Annotated in this window: 19 protein-coding genes and 1 pseudogene; 2 read left to right on the forward strand and 18 right to left on the reverse strand. The window is 41.2% G+C overall.

The genetic code is table 11. The annotated features are described in order from the left end of the window. The first annotated feature begins 55 nt into the window (after window positions 1–55). On the forward strand, window positions 56–1222 hold the full coding sequence (locus H9X84_RS06570; RefSeq protein ID WP_205133513.1) for a Fic family protein: 1167 nt from the start codon (window positions 56–58) through the stop codon (window positions 1220–1222). A 206-nt stretch (window positions 1223–1428) separates the two neighbouring features. Here the strand turns inward: H9X84_RS06570 and H9X84_RS06575 are convergent, their stop codons facing one another. The 14 genes and pseudogenes from H9X84_RS06575 to H9X84_RS06630 form a co-directional block, all read right to left on the reverse strand. Next, window positions 1429–2271, reverse strand: a complete 843-nt coding sequence (locus H9X84_RS06575; RefSeq protein WP_205133514.1) for a nucleotidyl transferase AbiEii/AbiGii toxin family protein — start codon at window positions 2269–2271, stop codon at window positions 1429–1431. Further along, a complete protein-coding gene (locus H9X84_RS06580) occupies window positions 2268–2861 on the reverse strand; it encodes a type IV toxin-antitoxin system AbiEi family antitoxin domain-containing protein (protein ID WP_205133579.1) in 594 nt (197 codons plus the stop codon). The genes H9X84_RS06575 and H9X84_RS06580 overlap by 4 nt, the downstream gene beginning before the upstream one ends. 83 nt (window positions 2862–2944) lie before the next feature. Next, the gene (locus tag H9X84_RS06585; RefSeq protein WP_205133515.1) at window positions 2945–3481 is read right to left on the reverse strand and encodes a hypothetical protein; all 537 of its coding nucleotides are present in this window, start codon (window positions 3479–3481) and stop codon (window positions 2945–2947) included. Continuing rightward, window positions 3481–3972 (reverse strand): hypothetical protein, encoded by a 492-nt coding sequence (locus tag H9X84_RS06590; protein WP_205133516.1) that lies wholly within the window; start codon window positions 3970–3972, stop codon window positions 3481–3483. Before H9X84_RS06590 ends, H9X84_RS06585 begins: the two co-directional genes overlap by 1 nt. Continuing rightward, a complete protein-coding gene (locus tag H9X84_RS06595; RefSeq protein ID WP_205133517.1) occupies window positions 3926–4558 on the reverse strand; it encodes a hypothetical protein in 633 nt (210 codons plus the stop codon). The genes H9X84_RS06590 and H9X84_RS06595 overlap by 47 nt, the downstream gene beginning before the upstream one ends. Before the next feature lie 33 nt (window positions 4559–4591). Beyond that, window positions 4592–5242 carry a hypothetical protein gene (locus tag H9X84_RS06600; protein WP_205133518.1) on the reverse strand — a complete coding sequence of 217 codons (651 nt, stop codon included), beginning with the start codon at window positions 5240–5242 and terminating at the stop codon, window positions 4592–4594. Then, window positions 5242–6948, reverse strand: a complete 1707-nt coding sequence (locus tag H9X84_RS06605) for a hypothetical protein (protein ID WP_205133519.1) — start codon at window positions 6946–6948, stop codon at window positions 5242–5244. Before H9X84_RS06605 ends, H9X84_RS06600 begins: the two co-directional genes overlap by 1 nt. A 200-nt stretch (window positions 6949–7148) precedes the next feature. Next, window positions 7149–8786: pseudogene (locus tag H9X84_RS13390) on the reverse strand (recombinase family protein). A gap of 3 nt (window positions 8787–8789) precedes the next feature. Then, a complete protein-coding gene (locus tag H9X84_RS06615) occupies window positions 8790–9683 on the reverse strand; it encodes a recombinase family protein (protein WP_205133520.1) in 894 nt (297 codons plus the stop codon). Between the two features lie 3 nt (window positions 9684–9686). Then, window positions 9687–9842: a hypothetical protein gene (locus tag H9X84_RS13080; protein WP_243423584.1), complete on the reverse strand. Its 156-nt coding sequence runs from the start codon at window positions 9840–9842 to the stop codon at window positions 9687–9689. Next, window positions 9842–10861 carry a recombinase family protein gene (locus H9X84_RS06620; protein WP_243423585.1) on the reverse strand — a complete coding sequence of 340 codons (1020 nt, stop codon included), beginning with the start codon at window positions 10859–10861 and terminating at the stop codon, window positions 9842–9844. The genes H9X84_RS13080 and H9X84_RS06620 overlap by 1 nt, the downstream gene beginning before the upstream one ends. Further along, complete coding sequence (locus H9X84_RS13395; protein ID WP_243423586.1) at window positions 10837–11043, reverse strand: recombinase family protein; 207 nt, start codon at window positions 11041–11043, stop codon at window positions 10837–10839. Before H9X84_RS13395 ends, H9X84_RS06620 begins: the two co-directional genes overlap by 25 nt. Then, window positions 11040–11381 (reverse strand): hypothetical protein, encoded by a 342-nt coding sequence (locus H9X84_RS06625; RefSeq protein WP_205133521.1) that lies wholly within the window; start codon window positions 11379–11381, stop codon window positions 11040–11042. The genes H9X84_RS13395 and H9X84_RS06625 overlap by 4 nt, the downstream gene beginning before the upstream one ends. Before the next feature lie 57 nt (window positions 11382–11438). After that, window positions 11439–11600 (reverse strand): SHOCT domain-containing protein, encoded by a 162-nt coding sequence (locus H9X84_RS06630; RefSeq protein ID WP_204219341.1) that lies wholly within the window; start codon window positions 11598–11600, stop codon window positions 11439–11441. Between the two features lie 359 nt (window positions 11601–11959). Between H9X84_RS06630 and H9X84_RS06635 the strand changes: the two genes are divergently transcribed. Further along, window positions 11960–12256: a hypothetical protein gene (locus tag H9X84_RS06635; RefSeq protein ID WP_205133522.1), complete on the forward strand. Its 297-nt coding sequence runs from the start codon at window positions 11960–11962 to the stop codon at window positions 12254–12256. 106 nt (window positions 12257–12362) lie between these two features. Here H9X84_RS06635 and H9X84_RS06640 read toward each other — a convergent pair whose 3' ends face one another. From H9X84_RS06640 to H9X84_RS06655, 4 genes are all read right to left on the reverse strand, one after another. Beyond that, complete coding sequence (locus H9X84_RS06640; protein WP_205133523.1) at window positions 12363–13520, reverse strand: DUF917 domain-containing protein; 1158 nt, start codon at window positions 13518–13520, stop codon at window positions 12363–12365. 16 nt (window positions 13521–13536) lie between these two features. After that, window positions 13537–14505 carry an aminopeptidase gene (locus H9X84_RS06645; RefSeq protein WP_205133524.1) on the reverse strand — a complete coding sequence of 323 codons (969 nt, stop codon included), beginning with the start codon at window positions 14503–14505 and terminating at the stop codon, window positions 13537–13539. 23 nt (window positions 14506–14528) lie between these two features. Then, window positions 14529–15851: a cytosine permease gene (locus H9X84_RS06650; protein ID WP_205133525.1), complete on the reverse strand. Its 1323-nt coding sequence runs from the start codon at window positions 15849–15851 to the stop codon at window positions 14529–14531. A 210-nt stretch (window positions 15852–16061) separates the two neighbouring features. Continuing rightward, complete coding sequence (locus H9X84_RS06655) at window positions 16062–17660, reverse strand: PucR family transcriptional regulator (protein ID WP_205133526.1); 1599 nt, start codon at window positions 17658–17660, stop codon at window positions 16062–16064. Window positions 17661–17741: the final 81 nt, after the last annotated feature.

Raw genomic sequence — 17741 nt, forward strand, 5'->3', positions numbered from 1 at the left:
ATTGTCTATACTGATATAAATTGATACTAATTATTATCATAAGGAGGTGTATCTCATGGATGCCGCTCTCTATCTCAAAATGCTTTCTGACGAAAGCGTCACCAATTTGAAAAAAATGCAGTATAAATACAGCCCTGAAGATGTCACAGAGTTTGTGCAGCTGCTGAAAGACAGCGTTTATACGATACTTCCCCTGCCGGACTTCAAGGGGAATCCCTGTGTCTATCTAAAACCTCTAGTACAACTGAAATCCGCTCCCGCAAAAATGCTGCTGATGCCTCAAAGCGGTTCTTATGGCAAAGAGGCCATGGAAGAAGAAGTCTATGCCACCCTTGCCATTGAAAGCATCGATTCTTCCAGAGAAAGCATCCGCAAAATTTTCAAAGGATACGCCCCTAACGGTTACGGGGAAGACCGTGTTTACAGTATAAAAAGGGGGCTGGACTTTATTTCTGAAAAAAGCAATCTCATCACAGAAGAAAATATCTATCGCCTTTACGAGATTGCCATTGCTGACTTTCTGGAGGAGGAAAGCCGCCTGCTGCCCGGTCAGTTCTACCGCCATGATTCCGTCTATATTGTCGGTACAGAGGTAGAACATGCAGGGTTAGACCACGCTCTCCTTCCGGAATATATGAAAAAACTGGTTGCGTTTATTCAGGAAGATACAGATATGGATGACCTGCAAAAAGCCGCAGTCATTCATTTCTACTTTGCCTACCTGCATCCTTATTTTAACGGAAACGGTCGTATGGCACGTCTGCTCCATCAGTGGTATCTGGTACAGAAAGGGTATCCTTCCGCCATGTTTGTTTCTTTCTCCTACCACATCAACCAGACCAGAAAAAAATACTATCAAGCATATAAGCTCATAGAAGATAACGCCAAAATCAGCGGCGTGATCGATGTAACGCCTTTTCTGATCTATTTTACGGAAAATATCTATAACCACATCGAAAAGGAGAATGTTCAGAAAACCAATCAGATTACCCGTTTCCAAGATGCCTTAAAAGACGGAAAAATCACCGAAAAGGAAAAAGACCTCTGGAATTTTGTACTTTCCGCCTACGGACAGCAGGAGTTTTCCACCAAGCAGCTGGAGAAAGATTTCGGCAATGCTGCTTACGCTACCATCCGCAGTTTTGTATTGAAGTTCAAAGAAATGGGACTTCTGACTAGTATGGCGTATGGCAATCGTGTGAAATATAAAATCAAGATGTAATGTTCTTGCATAAAAAGGGACACTTTTATAAAGTGTCCCTTTTTTGTATCGTATGAAACTTTTTTAAATATGTAATCTCTTTTTATATTGGATCTGTATGGGAACCTAGCCGTTCTGAGAAAATATATTTGAAAATTATTTCTTTTTATTGGCTTATAGCCCAGTACCAGCAGTGAAATTACCCATATAAATACCTCTTTTCACTATCATTTCATATCACTCTCTAATATAAGAGTACCCAATATCTCCATTATATTTTCATATGAAATATCCCTAGCATAAGCAAATTTATTTTGATATTTCACCCACATATTTTTCAAATCTTCATTGGAAGAAATTTGTTCCATAATTCCACCCACGTCAACAATCTTTTCCAGTGAACCACGATGCATTGCAGTAGCCTTCAACGCTTCTTTAAAAATTTCTTTATCATATTTCTGCGTAGTTCCAAGAATATACACATCATAAAAATCTCTCGGTCTAGTTGTGAATACACCACGGCTGAGAATCGTTTCCACTTTTTCTGCCATAACGGTTTCAATATTATATCCCCATAAAGTGATTTTGACATCTTCATCAAAAATACCACTGAATTCATATTTCACGGCTTCTGGGGTAATAATATCTCCTGTTGAAACGTCAATGGAGAGCGGGGTAACGATTGTATCATAAATCGCATCCAATCTTACACAATATCCACCATATACATCATCCTTGCGAATAGGAGCCACAGATTTTATCTCGAAAGAAACATCATCATTCAAATCAACTTTACAAATAGAATAAAGTGCCGCTGAAATCTGTTCTTCTGTCAAAGGCAGATTTCGTAAAGTGGTATCCAAATCCATTGTAGATCTGGTATCAAGTCCAACAATGGCAGCAATCAACATTCCACCCTTGACAACAAATTTTTCGCTATATTCTGATACAGATAATCTTTCCAGAAAACGTTCAAACATATAGTTCTGAAGAACTACCTGTGCTGCGAGATTGCGGCTCTTTGCATAATTTTTTATTCTTCCCTTTAAGCTCATTGCTTTTGAACTCATAGCAAAACCTCCATGTATCTTTTTAATTCTTTATTCACTCGGAACTTAGAAGCATACACTGCCAAAAGATTGAGGTCTTTATCTGATGAAGCCGCATAATTTTTTACTGCACCAATCACCGTTTCCTCATCAAGCCTATTTCGTGAACGTAATAAATCACAGATGGTACGTTCTGCATTATAACAACGCACCTCATTACCCAATGTAGTCTTCCGGATTGTCATTCCAATTTGATGCAATTCCGGTTTAATATAATAGCACACACATTCTTCCTGTATAACTTTTGATACACGTGTATTATTGGGAATTGTAACAGAATGAACAAACGGCGTTCTTTCTGATAATCCATTTAAGAATAAGGCTGTATCATGTGAAAATATAATTTTTTCTGAACGCAGCATCAGTGTGTACATGTCATCATGAACTGAATTGGGAAGAACATATACACCTTGTCGTTCCCTCTCCAATAATCCTTCTTTCTCATATTTTGAAAGTAGGTACCGTGAAAATCCTAATTCCACAACTTGTGCCGTGGTTATCACATTGTTATTCTTTTTTAAAGCTTCTAATATAACCGAATTCATTTTCATTGCAATCACCTATTCCACATTTATATCAATATATTATTCTTATTTGATACAAATGTCAATTAATTACTCTACATCTATATCAATTATACAATTTTTTTGTTATAAATGTGGAATATCTGTATATGCAAAAAGGTCAGAATGCTACTTTTTTCGTTTTCCAGAACCTCAGAGAAGAAGCCCTCCTCAAAATCCATCCGCTGAACCATCACGATTCCCGAATGAAACTGTATCTCCAGTTTATTTTCATTGTCTGCTCTACATAATATCTGGTATCCCTCATCAGACTCCAGAATGACAGCTTCCTGATTTCTAGTTTTCCATTCTTTCAGTCTCTGAAATGCTGCGTTTTTCGTTTCCGGACTGCCATCTATGATTTTCACTGTTATCAACACATTTCTGTTTTGCAGCAGTCCATGGAAAATTCCATTGCAAAGTATCCAAAAATCATCATTCGATTCCTCCATATAAAGGCTGGGATACAGTGTAAACACCTGATACTGTCCACTGTTGATGCCTTCCATATCTGATTCGTAATATACGCACCTCGGACTGAAAAAGATATCCTCCGGCAGCTTTTCTTGTTTTTGCTTTTTCTGAAATAAACTTGTGAGTTTTCTCATTATGCATCACCTAAACAAGTAATATCAACAACATATTTTCCTAAACTATCCCCTGCAAAACTGCCTGCTATTCCTCCTATAAGACCTAAAACAGGTATAGCAATTGGCACAACAGGACCTGTGAACGCTCCCAAGTAGGCACCTAATTCTGCTCCTCCTATAGCATCTGCCCATCTTCCGCCTATACTGAAAGCAGTTGATGCTGTTTTCCTTCCTATTTTTTGATCTGCATCATGCAAATCATTATTAATGGCTTTTCCAAGTTCTAGTGTATCTAAAACAACTCCTGCAACAAGTAAAACCCTTCCTCCGATTCCACCCTTCTTTCCTGTATCATCTAAATTTTTCAATAAATCATATTCCTCATCTGAAAGTGGATAATGATTATACCTTTCTCTTGTTTTTTCATAAACAACATTTTGTATAAAAACCTGAAGCGTTTTCTCACATATATCCTTTCTCCTGATAATGCAATTCAACCTCTTTTCCATATTTTCTGCAAACTTGAATGGCTAACACGGCAAAATCTTCTGGAGAAAGGACTTCTCTTTTGAAGATAAAGGAAAGGCACTGCAATTCCTCAAAATGATCCTCATAGTCCACACAAATATCTGGGGATTCTTTCTCCAAAAACGTGTATTGTTCCTCTGCTGTTTCTTTCATCCGAACATCTTTTTGATAGCCGTATCGTACAAAATCGTTCATAGGAAAACTCCACTCGCCTGGTTCTACATTGTGAAAACAATCCTTCAGCAAAAGAGAGGAAACACCGTTTCCTTTTTCAATGATCATTTCTTTTTCATCTGATATAAATTCCGCTGTCGGCTCCTGTTTCAAATAAGCCAAACAGCGCTCCAATTCCTCTGGATTCCCAAGAATATGACGCACCGTAAAAACACAATACCCAGACAGAACCGCATCCATAAGCGTATACCCTATTTCCGTAAATTTGGTATTGTGCATCCCTTCTGTGTAAGAAACACTACAGGTGAATTCCGTTTCACAGGCAGAAACAGAAATATAATATTTTAATGGTTTCTCTTGCGCGATTTTTTCTTTTTTTCTTTGAAAAAACATTCCTTTTCCCCTATTCGTTTTTAAATCGAAAAATCATCCTTCATACTCCACAAACAACCGCCTTTGATTTTCCTTGCATACCATGCTGACAACATCAAGCAAATCCTTTGCCTTTTGATTATTTTTCACTCTGATTTCCAGATAATCCGGATATTTATGATAATACAAATAAATATCGTACTGATACTGTGCAATCATCTGTTTTGCCTGTTCCAGATACAGACATTCCGTCTTTTCGGGATAGCCATATATTTTATAGTCAAACAGCTCCATACAATCTTCCTCAAATTGTTTGAAATCAAAAATCATCTTGTCTGCTCTGCATAATATATCGTACCCCTCATCCTGCTCCAGAATAACAACTTCCGGATTTGTATGTTTCCATTCTGTCAATTTCTGAAATACTGCTTTTTTCGCTTCTTGGCTGTCGTCTATGATTTTCACTGCTATCAGCACGCTTCTGTTTTGCAGCAGTCCATGGAAAATTCCATTGCAAATCTTCCAAAAATCATCATCCGATTCCTCTGTGTAAAGACTGGGATAGAGGGTGAACACCTGAACCTGTCCACTGTTGATGCCTTCCATATCTGATTCGTAATATACGCACCTCGGACTGAAAAAGATATCCTCCGGCAGTTTTTCTACTTTTTGCTTTTTTTGAAATAAATTTGCTAGTTTTCTCATTATTCATCACCTAAACAAGTAATATCAACAACATATTTTCCTAAACTATCCCCTGCAAAACTGCCTGCTATCCCTCCTATAAGACCTAAAACAGGTATAGCAATTGGCGCAACAGGACCTGTGAACGCTCCCAAGTAAGCGCCTAATTCTGCTCCTCCTATAGCACCTGCCCATCTTCCTCCTATACTGAAAGCAGTTGATGCTGTTTTCCTTCCTATTTTTTGATCTGCATCATGCAAATCATTATTAATTGCTTTTCCAAGTTCTAGTGTATCTAAAACAACTCCTGCAACAAGTAAAACTCTCCCTCCGATTCTAACCTTCTTTCCTGTATCATCTAAATTTTTCAATAAATCATATGCCTCATCTGAAAGTGGATAATGATTATACCTTTCTCTTATTTTTTCATAAACAGAATTCGTATTACTTACTTGATCAAAATTCATATGTTTATAATTTATAGTCCTCTTTTGCCCCCTGAAATATCCATTTTGTTTATTATGTGAAGGATCAAATCTGATATATGGTTTTTTCTTATACACATATGCATTTCTTAAGCCTGCTAAACTTCCATTTTTTGTCGCTCCTATTTCTATCCCTGTCATATCTGTTTTTAAAACATCTATCCATGCTAATGTAGGCACAGTTCCTCGTTCAAAGTTATTTAAAAATTCATTCCACGCACTAAGCGTTTCCTCTCCAAAAACCCCATCCTCTTTTAAGCTTCCATGTGTACCTCTGATCCCTAATGCATTTATATTTCTTTGTAAAGTCAAAATTTTTTGTTGGTTTCCACCTACAAACCACATCAGTTTTTCCACTTTATTTTTTAAACCAGCACAGGATATTCCTGCTTTTCCACATTGTTCTATGGCTGTAAAGCAAATTTCTCCATTTTCATCAAGGATATAATCTTTATTTCTGTCTCCTTGATCCAGATCATTAGAAAGTTCATCGCATACTTTTTTCAGCATATTCTGAATTTCTGAAACATATTTTTTCGGATGCCCATAAGAATAAACTCGTGGAAAGCCTCTGAAAAAAACTTTTTTCTGCATCTCCTGATTATATTCTCTGCTGCAAACAACCTTTCCATTTTTACCAACATAATTGCGCTGATGGTTCAAATAATCATAATAATGCAAAATATCCTGTAAAAACCCTTTTCCTTTTCCCTGCTCTATAGACATAAGAAACTCCAATTTTTTTGCATCATTTGATGCCGCTTGATAGACCGTACCACTTACTGCTTTTTGCAAAAGATTTATCTTTTCAGACATAGAAAAACTACTTCCAGTTGTACTTCGTAGCTTTCGTTCTGTTTTTTCGATCATCCCCATGCTTTCAGATGATTTTCTTTTGGATGCACTTGCAGACAGTAAAACAAGGGAAACAATTTGATTCACATCGCCACTGGCACTGCCCCATTGCCGTGAAATTTCCCCTATCGCCTTTGCCAATTCTGCAGTTTCCTGCCGATCTTTTTCAGGAAGAAAAGCCAAAATGTCTGCACATTTTTTTACATCTTGATATATCACAGAAACAATCTCTTTGCAGCTACGCGCAAGTTCTTTACATCCATCAAAATATTGATATTCCTTTGGGACTTTCATCACTTCTGTTATCTTACAGCTTCGATTCATTTCTTGAAAATAAGCTGCTGATCCTACGATTTTTCCATTTTTTCCTATTAACTCTTTACTCATACATATTATCCTTTCTATGATTTATTTTCCAGAGTATAGCGAAAAAAAAGTCTCATAGAATCTCAATGTTTTTTAACTTTTTTGAGAAACATATTCCTTTTACTTCTCTCATCAACACAAAAAGGCAGTGAGATTTTCAATTCCCACCGCCTAAAAAATCTATTGTTCTCAAAACTCCCCCAGCCTTTTCCTCCTTTCCCTCACTCCTCAAAATCCATCCGCTGTACCATCACGATCCCCGAATGAAACTGTATCTCCAGCTTATTTTCATTGACTACTTTAATCCCTCGGATGAGCCTGCGCACCAGTTCCTCGTCAAACTCTCTTTGTAACCAGCTTGTTTTTTTCACATACTGCTCCAAATCCGCCGTTCTTTGCTGACAGCTTTTCGCCAGTCTATTTTCTTTTGCGGTCTGTGCTCTGGCTTTTTGCAGTTCTTTCAGTTTCCTCATGATCTTGTCATATTCCTGTTCAAAATCCTCTTTTCCATCTTTTATCCCAGTTTTCATAAGCTCCATCAGCTTTTTCTGGCAGGCTTCTATCTGTTTGAGGATTTCTGTTTCTTTTTCCGATGCCTCATAACTTCCTATGACCTGCAAGACATTTTCCCGAAACGCCTGCACAAACCTCCCCTGATCCTCTGCCACGCTGTGGATAGCAGTCATAATGGCAGTAATGCAGTGTCTTTTCTTTCAATGTGGGAGAATACTTACACCTCTTTTTTTCCGATTTTCAGCCGATTATCACATCGCCAAACCGCCTGTTTTACGCCATACTTTGACCAGACCTGTCTGCGGTAAGGCTGTCCGCATTCTCCACAGCAGAGAAGATCAGACAGGACATATTTCCCGCTGTATTTCCCTTTTTGCAATCCATTTTTTCTTTTGACAGCCGGTTTATATAGCTGCTCTTCTGGCTTTTTCCTCCTGCACACGATAAAACAGTTCTTTGGGGATAATGGCTTCATGGTCATTTTCTATGTAATACTGGGGTACGATCCCGTTGTTTTTCACTTTCTTTTTCGTCAGGAAATCCACCGTATATGTTTTCTGCAGAAGGGCGTCCCCCATATATTTCTCATTGGAAAGCATCCGATCAATGGTGGTGGTGCTCCATGTCTTTTCCCCTGTGACCGTAGGAATGCCCTCAGCTTCCAGAATCCGTTTGATGCGGTAACTGCTGTTGCCTTCCAGATACAGCTTATAGATCCGCCGCACCAGCTGTGCTTCTTCCGGCACGATCACAAGATTTCCGTCTTTATCTTTCGTATAACCCAGAAATCTGCTGTGGTTCACCATGACTTTCCCTTCCTCAAACTTCCGCACAATACCCCAATGACAGTTTTCGCTGATATTCCGGCTTTCTTCCTGTGCCTGACTGCTTAATATAGTCAAGAGCAGTTCTCCGCTGCCCTCCACGGTATTGATACTTTCTTTCTCGAATATGACAGGGATATTCTTTTCTTTCAGTTTTCTGATATTGGTCAGGGCATCCACCGTATTTCTGGCGAAGCGGCTGATGGACTTTGTCAGTACCATATCGATTTTTCCTGCCATACAGTCCTCGATCATTGCCTGAAAATCCAGACGTTTTTTGGTACTGGTGGCGCTTTTCCCATCGTCGGCGTAAATGCCAGCCAATTTCCAGCCGGGGTGGTTCTGTATCTTTTCCCGATAGTGATTTACCTGTGCTTCATAACTGCTTTCCTGCTGTTCCTGTAAGGTGCTGACACGGCAGTAAGCGGCTACCCGAAGCAGTTTCGTCTCTCGGCTTCCTTCTGCCGCATGGGCAGGTACCGCCGGAATCACGGAAATATTCTTTTTTATGGTCTGCAGCATCTCTCATTCCTCCTTTATCCATATTTTTCGCTGATACCCATTTTTGAAATGAAACTCCAGATACCCTTCTTTCGCAACAACGACTTTTTTCATGGTTTCCGCCAAGAGATGACTGTCAAACTTCGTTGGAACCGGCGTATGGTTCAGAAGATACAGCAATTTTTCCGTCTGAAAATCACTGTCATCAAAGACCGTATGTTGATACTGTTCTACCGCTCTTTCATACGCCAGTTCTTTTAATCTTTTTGTATCGCAACACGGTGACATCAACAGATTTTGTATTTCCTTTGTCAGCCGGATTTCCAAAAGACTTTGGTTGCTTTCCCTTATTGATTTTCTTTGGATCAGACAGGAAGGATGCTCCATGACTTCCCTCAAGATACGCAGGAACCCGTCTTCCATCTGTACTTGTGTCAAAGAAAGGTTTTCACAGCCCATCCCCTTTTTATGGGCATCCTTTTTGCATTTCCACCATTTTTGCTGTTGTTTATCCACACATTGCCAATACACACCGCCGCATTGTCCACAAATCAGGAGTTCATTCCACAAAGTCCTGTTGTTATGCCCGTTTAAGGTGTTTGTTTTCCCCAGCTTTTCTGCCCGTTCCTTTCTTCTGTTCTGCACTCTCTGAAACAAGGCTTTCTCAATCATTTGGGGATAGAAACCATCCCCCAGATATTTTTGATTTTCCAGTATTTTTCCCACCATACAGCAATGCCAGACTGCTTTTTGATTCTCCGTCCGTATGCCTTTTGCCGTCAAGTCCTTAGCAATGGCATTACAGGATGCTCCATTGTCATAAGCCTGATAAATAGCTTGCACCACCTGACAGGTTTCTGGGTCTATCTGCGCTTTTCCCTGCGCCACACAATAGCCCAAGGGAATATGTCTTTGCATCCATCAACGCTCCTTTCCATATACTTCCGCTAAAATCAGCCCGTTTTTCAATCGAAATTCCAAGTGATTTTCATATACTGTCACCTGCTCCACGATCAGCGTGAAGGCTTCTTCCTGAAATGTTTCCATAACTTTAGGACGCAACTGAAAGACTGCCATCAGGTATTCTGTCTGGGCGATTTCCTCCTCAAAGGCGCCTTTGTCCTGTAATTTTCGCAGGTTTCGTCGTGCTGTTTCCAGTTCCTGCTCCAGTGCATTTCGCTTCTCGATAAAAATGGCAGCGTCCATGCTCCCTTCCGAAAGAACTTTCTGAAGCATCTGACACTGCCATTGGATTTGCTGTATTCGGTTTTTCCATTGTTCCTGCTCTCTTCCCCCCCCTCTGGCGCTGCTTTCAGGGCAGACAGAAGGGGGAGAAAAATTTCTTCATAAGCCCCTGCCAGACGGTTCCACATATGCACAAAGGCTTCTTGGATGACTTCCTCCCGAACAGCTTTCTGATTGCACTTTGTCATATCCTGCAAATGCCCTTTACAGCACCACTGGACTGCTTCATAAGGCCTTCCCATATAAATTTTCTGTCGGCGAAAGGTGTTTCCGCATATGCCGCAGCGGACACGACCGCTGAATACATATCGTTTTGGCGAGGATGCCTTATTTTTGACTGACTGACTGCGGTACTCATAAATCTGACGCACAGCTTCTGCTTCTTCCTTGGTGATAATGGGCGGATGGTTTTCCGTAATTAGATATTTGGGATATGTACCATCATTGCGTTTTCGTGTAAAGGGCAGACAAGAGGTGCTGTATGTCTTTTGATAAATGAGATTCCCTTCGTAGACAGGATTTAAGAGGATCTCCTGCACCACAACTTCATGCCATTTCCCCTTGTTCCGTATGGTAGGGACGCCTTCTGCCTGCAATTCTTTGGCAATGGTATAGCAGCCTTTCCCACCCAGATACGCCTCGAAAATCCTGCGTACCACCCGGGCTTCTTCTGACTGAATCAACAGTTCTCCGTTCTCGTCCTTTTCATAGCCATAGGCAGGTGTTGAGATTTTATAAGTACCGTTTTGAAACCGTCGCTGTACCGCCCATTTGCTGTTGGCAGAAATATTTTCCGCTTCACTTTGGGCAATGGAACTGAGTATGGTCAGCAACTGTTCGCTTTTTTCCAAAACGTACTGATTTTCTCTTTCTCGAAGTAGACTTCTACTCCCATTTCTTTCAGCATACGAATGGTGCTGATACTGTCCACGGTGTTTCTGGCAAATCGAGTGACGGATTTTGTCAGGATCAAATCGATCCTTCCTTTTTTGCACTCCTGTATCATTTGCAGGAACTGCTCCCGATGGGTCAATTTTGTACCGATTTGGGCTTCGTCCGCATAAATCCCTGCCCATTCAGGGCATCTTCATAAGAAAACAACAATTGTTTTCTTATGAAGACAGCCGTCGCAGTTCCCCTTAAGAAATCAAAGAAACGAAAAAAACAATGTTTTCTTAAGGAGAAGCTGCTTATCCAATGTTCTTTTTCCTGTATCAATTTTGTATAATATCGTATCTGTGCTTCCAAAGAACGCTTCTGCTCCCCTGACGCTGTACTGACACGACAGTATGCACAAACTCGCTTCATCATGGGTGCGTTCTGCTGCTCTTGTTTTCTGACCGGTTCAATTTTTGTGATCTTCTTTTCCATCAGGTTTCCTCCTTTCGCACAACACAATACCACACCTTTTTTGACACATCTATGGTTTTACGCATATACTTGGGCAAGTTCCGGAGAAAAAGTTTCTCGGTTCAGTGCGTCGATTTTTTCGTACTCCTCCCGATCCAGATAACCGCTTTGCAGCATCAGATCCAGCAGTTTTCTGGACAGGGCGTAATATACCTCTCTCGTTTCTTTCTTCTCTATCATATAGTTTCCTCCTTTGGTTTTTATCTGTTTTCAGCAACGGTACCAGCCATACCGCTGGTGAAAGCAGATAAAAATATGGCAATATAAACTGTGCCTGGCTGCACACATAGGTTTCTCACCTCCCCCGTCATGGAGGCTGCCGTCCTTGCGATGTCTGGGACTCGGCAGAAGTATCATTGTGGCTCTGTTTCGGTCATGGCATTTGATCCTGCCAAAAGATCATACAGGATGAAGTCCACCAAGCCATGGCGGATGCCCAGCGTTCTTTCAAAGAAAATCCATCTCTCCTATCCGAGTTTCCTTGTCAGGAGCCTGCCACAAAAATAAATCTCTGCTTCTTACGGCAGGCAGATTCTATCTTGGAACAATCAGTTCATGACATCCTAAACGAAAAAACTTCTCTGTGGAACGCCTCCATTGATCTGATGGAACTGCGGCAGACAGAACAGAAACTCATGGAACACAGCGACAAAGAGTCTCTGGAAGCTTTTCAGCAGATGCTTCTTCGTCGTTTTCTTCCCTGTCCTTTGGCTCTATTATTTTCTCAAGGTATCCTTATAGAACTGACGAAGCGATTCCTCACTCGGGATTTGGAAACGGATCAGGAGGTCTTTCGGCTGTTTCTGAAAACTTTTGGGCACGAAAAAAGCGACTGATATATCAGTCGCTTTTCTTGTTTTCCTATTTTTGTTTCAAGGAAACGAACTTTTCTCTGCCCGCTATCATTGCCAAAAAACAAGCAGCATTGCGAAACGCAAAACTTTATTTCAAATGATCAAAGGGAATATTGTCTCCTGTATATTTAATATTATCCATGTATTCTTTCCAAACAGTCCACCATTTTTTATCGTGATTTTCGTCTTTGAACCATTTTTCATTGACTTTAATTGCGCCAATGCCCACCACCATACCTTCTTTTACATCGGCGTTGGAAACAGGCATTCCTGCCTTCACAGGAGATCCTGGAATCGTCTGAATGCAGTACATACAAGTAATATCCGGAACAGTCATCAAGGGTGTGAATGTACCGTTCTTTCCTTTGGAAACCAGAAGGTTTTCGTTCTGGAAATCTACTTTGTAGTCAGCATCATCTTCACCTTTCACCAGAACATAGCCATAGTCAAAGCCGCCGGACATATCTGTAAATACTTTTTCCACCTTACCTTTGCCAATAACTTTCGCTTCCACGATCCCTTTCTCTGCCAATGTTTCCAGAAGCATTGCCTTATCTTTTGTATTTCTGAAAACCTTTCCGACTTCTTCAACCAACGTAATAGAACCATCTACAATCCTGTCACGAATATCCTCTTTGGATACCATCCAACCGGACAAGCCGGATTTCATACCAAACTCAATGCATACATCTCTGCCTAATTTTTCTGCCAAGGGCGCATTATAAGGGTCAGCCAGCTCAATGGTGATTTTATCATTGACATCATTCGCCATAGCTAGAGGAGAGGTTGCGCATCCGTTTACATGGAGCAGCAATGTTTCCAGTGCAGGCACAGCACGCCCCGCACCGTCAGCATCCACAAAAGGAATTCCTTTTACCAAGGAGATCAGCATAGGAACAAAGGTATTGAAGCCGCCCAATTCCACTGGGATGCTGTATTTTAAATTTTTGCCTTCTCTTTTTGCCATTTCCTGAAGGAGTTCAAAGGCGTTGATGGCATACTGAGAAAAGTCTACTCCTACAATGGCCTGGGGAGAACCCATACCAGCTGTCACCGCCGCATATTCCCCTTTCAGCATTTCATCATATGTAATCAGTTCCAGTTCAGGCGCTTTTTCCGGATGCGCCTTTTTATAGGATTCCAGCATATCCAAGCCACTCTGCAAAGAGCCGCCGCCACCGCCACCAAGAAGTGTAGCACCCCAAATCACATTGATTAAAGCTTCTTCGTTTAACTTTCTGATCATACTCATTTCCTCCTTTTTATTTCATGTTTTCATAAATATGGTTTCCTTTATCCAGAATCATCACATCATCCACCCATACCGTAGGCGCGTTGATGATACAGTCATAATGAATATTGGAATCTCTTGTGCCGCCAAAGGACAGGTTCATGCCAAAAGCAATATGAATGGTTCCCCAAACCTTTTCATCCACCAAAGGATGCCCGATAATCTTAGCGCCCGGATTGGTGCCAATGCCAAACTCCGCAATGCCTCTGGCATTTTCATCTTTATCCGCCAAAAATTCCGTCAGCATTTTCGCACTTTCTCCTCCGAAAATATCGGTAATCATCCCATCTTTCAATGTCAGTGTAATATCATCTTTCACTAGCCCAACATAGGCGATACATCCATCGACGACGATCTTCCCTGTACCGATATTCTCCACTGGTGCAAAATACGCTTCCCCAGCCGGCAAATTCCCCAAAGCGCCTTTTTCTGTCAAATCACCGGTATCCGCATGGCAAACCCTGCCTTCCGCAGAAAATGTAATATCCGTTCCTTTCTCCGTTACAACACGGACTGTTTTTGCTTTTGTCAGCATGTCCGCCAACTGTTCGCTGACTTTTTTGATAAACGGATAGTCCGCGTTCAGATATCCTTCCGCGATCTCGGTTGTCATCATAGGCATAGACGCCACTCTTGCTCCTTTTTCCGTTGCTTCAATCCGGGCTTTTACATGGGAATAACTCATAGAGGTCAGCAAAAATTCCACATCAGCCGCTGCCATTGCTGCCGCTACCGGTGCCGGCGGCTCTCCTTTTGTCTGTGCAGGCGCTTCCACAAAACTTGTTTCAATGCCGCAGGCACGTCCCGCCTGTGCAAAGGCATAGCCCAATTCAAAGGTTTTTTCGTCAGCTACGATCAGCAGTTTTTCATCCTGCTTTGTCCCCATGCAGTCTAAAATCAGCTTTTTCGCTGCTTCTACAATTTTCTTGTTTCCTTCCATCTTCATTCCTCCTTTATGTTTGATTAAGCGGAAACACTTTCCTCCGCTTCTTCCACAGACATTTTCCCTTTCCCAGCCATAACGGTTTTTCCAAAAAGACCATTCAGTACCACATACGCAATACAGCAAACGATGATACCATCCAACGCGGGACTGAAGAAGCTGAATTTTAAGGCTACAATAGAACCGATAGCCCAAGCAAGAATACCGTTCCAGTTGAACCCTCTAATGGGATACCAATTTTCCGGTTTTCCTTTCCCAACGATCCAATAATCAGCGATCATTACCCCCGCGATAGGCGGTACGAAACTGGAAAGCACTGTAATGAAAGCAGAAAGGGCGTCTGCCAGCCCCGCAATGGCAATCAGTGTACCAATGGCGCCGCAGATCATAGTAACCAAAGGACGTTTTTCATCTTTTAAACTGAATACCTTCATTGCCGCCAACCCGGAGGTATAGGCGTTGCTGGTATTCGTGGTCCATGTAGCAAGAATCAATACCAGCATACTGATAGCAGGCAGTCCCATACTTGCAAAAACACTGGTAATATCGTAATTGCCCGTAGACATCGCCATGACCGCACCTACAGTAATCATCATAACCGCCGCCGGCAAAACACCGATAAACGTAGCTTTTACAGCGTCTTTTCTGCTTTTGGCATATCTCGCATAGTCACAATTGATTACAGTTCCTACCGCAAACAGCCCAATTACGGTAGAAATCGCCGCACTCATAGGCAATGGTGTTTCCGGCACCAATGCCATCATAGCAGTTAAGCCCATATCCGAACCGGCATGATATGCGCCATAGATGCAAAGTATAACCAGCGCAGGAACTGCGATATAGTTCAAAATTTTCATCATGGTAAATCCATAAACAGCCGTAATCAGCATCACAGCGCCCCAAATGATGCAGGAAATCCAGAAAGGGACATTGATGCCTACCAATGCCATCAACGTATTAAACGCTGTGGCACAGGTTGCTGTCTGTACGCCGAACCAACCCATTTGCGCAACGAACACCACCAAACTGGTCAGAAGAGAAGAGCCTCTATCCCCAAAAGCCTTTGTTGCGCACATGGCAGAAGGCAGTCCCAAATCCGTTGCCTGCATCCCTGTCAAAACCATAACGAAACTGCAAATAAAAAATCCGATAAATGCCGCCAAAACAATGTTGGATAATGTCATTGATGCGGAAAACATTCCACCCACCATCAGCATAGGAATACAGATCATAGTACCAATCCATAAAAAAGCGATGCTGACCCAGCTTTGGCGTTCTTCCTCAGAAACACGGCTCATGGCGCGATTTTCCATTTTTGAGCTTTTTTTCACTTCCTGATCCATATACATACCTCCTTTTTCGTTCTCGGTTAACCTTATCCACATTGTAGTTCCTGCGAAGTCATTTGTATTCGTCCCGAAAGCTGAAATAAACCGTGAAACTTTGTCTTTTCAGATAAATTATGGATCATAAATAAAAAAGCATGAATTTTCTTTCATAAAGAAAATTCATGCTTGAAAACCTTTTTTGTATTTCATCTTTCAGTTCAATACCTATGTCACTCTCTTTAAAGCTACAGCCAAATACAGATAATATGCCCCCGGCATCATGTCCATATCATATCCTAATCTCTGCTTAATCTTATTTAAGCGGTATTTTACCGTACTATCGTGCAGATATAACAATCCAGCGGTAACAGAAATACTACGATTGGCATCCAGCAAATATACAGAAAGGGTATCTATCATATCCTTTTCATCCTTTTGTCCCGCCAAGGCAAAAAGGCTTTGCTGATAGCGTTCTATCACATTTTCTCCTTTTTCCATGATCCGCAGGCATTCCAAAGCAAATTCCAGTTCTCTTTCCGTAAATACTTTTTTTGCCGGATACAGTTTGCAAATGGTTTCGAAACTATCCTCAATCATACGGTAAGCACTTCTGACGTCCTTTGTGGAATCCATTCCGCCACACCAAATAAGAATCTCATCAGACTCCCCAGACTGTTCCATAAAGGTTTCCGCCAAAGGTGTTTCCATCTCCGGAAAAGGCGCGTCATCCATAAAAGCCACTACACTGTTATCAAATGTATCCACTAAAACACTTTTTCCATTTTCCTTTAAAAACAATTGGATTTTCCTCTTTCGCTGCTCCAAAACAGCCGCAAGATCTTCCTGCCTTTCTGTTGATTTTTCCCGAGATTTCAACACCCACATGACACGGATCTTCTTCAGGTCAATAAAATATTTCTTGGCAATACGGTTCATTACTAAAGGCTGGTCATTGATGATGGCCCGCACCAATTCATCTTCCGTTTCAGTCTCAAAATCATACTTCCAGATACTGCTGAACATTTGTATCACTTCTATAGCCTGCTGGAAACTAAATTCATTCAGAAGTGTCCCTTCATCCAGCGCCACTAACTGAAGGCTTTTTTGATATTGTGTATCAAATTTTTGCTGGAATAGACGAAAGGCATGGTCTTTTTCTTCTGACTGGAAAAAAGAACATTCTCGTTTTGGCTCATGACTTTTTCTGTATTGCATCATGCTGTCAAATATTTTTTTGGAGCCAATGGGCCAACTGGCATAGCCGTTTTCTGTGCCGTCATGGCTTAACAGCAAAAAGGAACATCGCAGTCTGTCACTCAAAAGCCGGAGCACACTTTCAATATTACGCTGACGCTCCCGCATTTTTGCAATCTGCTCTAAAATATTTTTCACATAATAAGTCTCTTTTTGCTGATCTGAAAAAATCAGCTGCAAAACTTCTGTAATCACTTCGCTGTATCTTAAGTAATACGCTTTTTCCGGCATTACAATCAGCGGAAAATTTAATTCATCCGCAGTTTCAATCAACGCGGGGTAAAGTTCTGGCAAAAAGCACCCAACATAATATAAAACAACCCCCGCTTCTCCAACCTCATGCAGTCGACGCAACGCTTCACATTGATCTTCTATATTATCTTTTACTGAAATAAAACCAGTCAGAATCAGTTCATTCCCTAAAAAGTATTCTTCCGCTAAAGCATATCTTTTTGCATATTCCAATACAGAAACTGTCGAAACAAATTTGTTAAGCCCTTTATGCCCCGCCACAACCCTCGCTTCTCTCAAAGACGGCAGCTTTAAACAATCGGAAACCGTAATTGCCATAGTATCCCTCCTCTTCACTGGTTTACTCATATTCTACGGACATTTTCAAATGCTGTTAAACATACAGCTTCGGCTTGCTTA

It is taken from the genome of Anaerotignum lactatifermentans, assembly GCF_016902535.1.
Classification (GTDB): domain Bacteria; phylum Bacillota; class Clostridia; order Lachnospirales; family Anaerotignaceae; genus Anaerotignum; species Anaerotignum lactatifermentans_A.

Excerpts from the sequence above, each read along its gene's own strand:
- H9X84_RS06580 (WP_205133579.1), bottom strand. The coding sequence starts at position 2,861 with ATGAAAATGAATTCGGTTATATTAGAAGCTTTAAAAAAGAATAACAAT.
- H9X84_RS13080 (WP_243423584.1), bottom strand. The coding sequence starts at position 9,842 with ATGGCAGTCTTTCAGTTGCGTCCTAAAGTTATGGAAACATTTCAGGAA.
- H9X84_RS06625 (WP_205133521.1), bottom strand. The coding sequence starts at position 11,381 with ATGGAAAAGAAGATCACAAAAATTGAACCGGTCAGAAAACAAGAGCAG.
- H9X84_RS06590 (WP_205133516.1), bottom strand. The coding sequence starts at position 3,972 with ATGGAAAAGAGGTTGAATTGCATTATCAGGAGAAAGGATATATGTGAG.
- H9X84_RS06630 (WP_204219341.1), bottom strand. The coding sequence starts at position 11,600 with ATGATAGAGAAGAAAGAAACGAGAGAGGTATATTACGCCCTGTCCAGA.
- H9X84_RS06650 (WP_205133525.1), bottom strand. The coding sequence starts at position 15,851 with ATGGATCAGGAAGTGAAAAAAAGCTCAAAAATGGAAAATCGCGCCATG.
- H9X84_RS06600 (WP_205133518.1), bottom strand. The coding sequence starts at position 5,242 with ATGAGAAAACTAGCAAATTTATTTCAAAAAAAGCAAAAAGTAGAAAAA.
- H9X84_RS06615 (WP_205133520.1), bottom strand. The coding sequence starts at position 9,683 with ATGCAAAGACATATTCCCTTGGGCTATTGTGTGGCGCAGGGAAAAGCG.
- H9X84_RS06655 (WP_205133526.1), bottom strand. The coding sequence starts at position 17,660 with ATGGCAATTACGGTTTCCGATTGTTTAAAGCTGCCGTCTTTGAGAGAA.
- H9X84_RS06640 (WP_205133523.1), bottom strand. The coding sequence starts at position 13,520 with ATGATCAGAAAGTTAAACGAAGAAGCTTTAATCAATGTGATTTGGGGT.
- H9X84_RS06570 (WP_205133513.1), top strand. The coding sequence starts at position 56 with ATGGATGCCGCTCTCTATCTCAAAATGCTTTCTGACGAAAGCGTCACC.
- H9X84_RS06605 (WP_205133519.1), bottom strand. The coding sequence starts at position 6,948 with ATGAGTAAAGAGTTAATAGGAAAAAATGGAAAAATCGTAGGATCAGCA.
- H9X84_RS06575 (WP_205133514.1), bottom strand. The coding sequence starts at position 2,271 with ATGAGTTCAAAAGCAATGAGCTTAAAGGGAAGAATAAAAAATTATGCA.
- H9X84_RS06595 (WP_205133517.1), bottom strand. The coding sequence starts at position 4,558 with ATGTTTTTTCAAAGAAAAAAAGAAAAAATCGCGCAAGAGAAACCATTA.
- H9X84_RS06585 (WP_205133515.1), bottom strand. The coding sequence starts at position 3,481 with ATGAGAAAACTCACAAGTTTATTTCAGAAAAAGCAAAAACAAGAAAAG.
- H9X84_RS06645 (WP_205133524.1), bottom strand. The coding sequence starts at position 14,505 with ATGGAAGGAAACAAGAAAATTGTAGAAGCAGCGAAAAAGCTGATTTTA.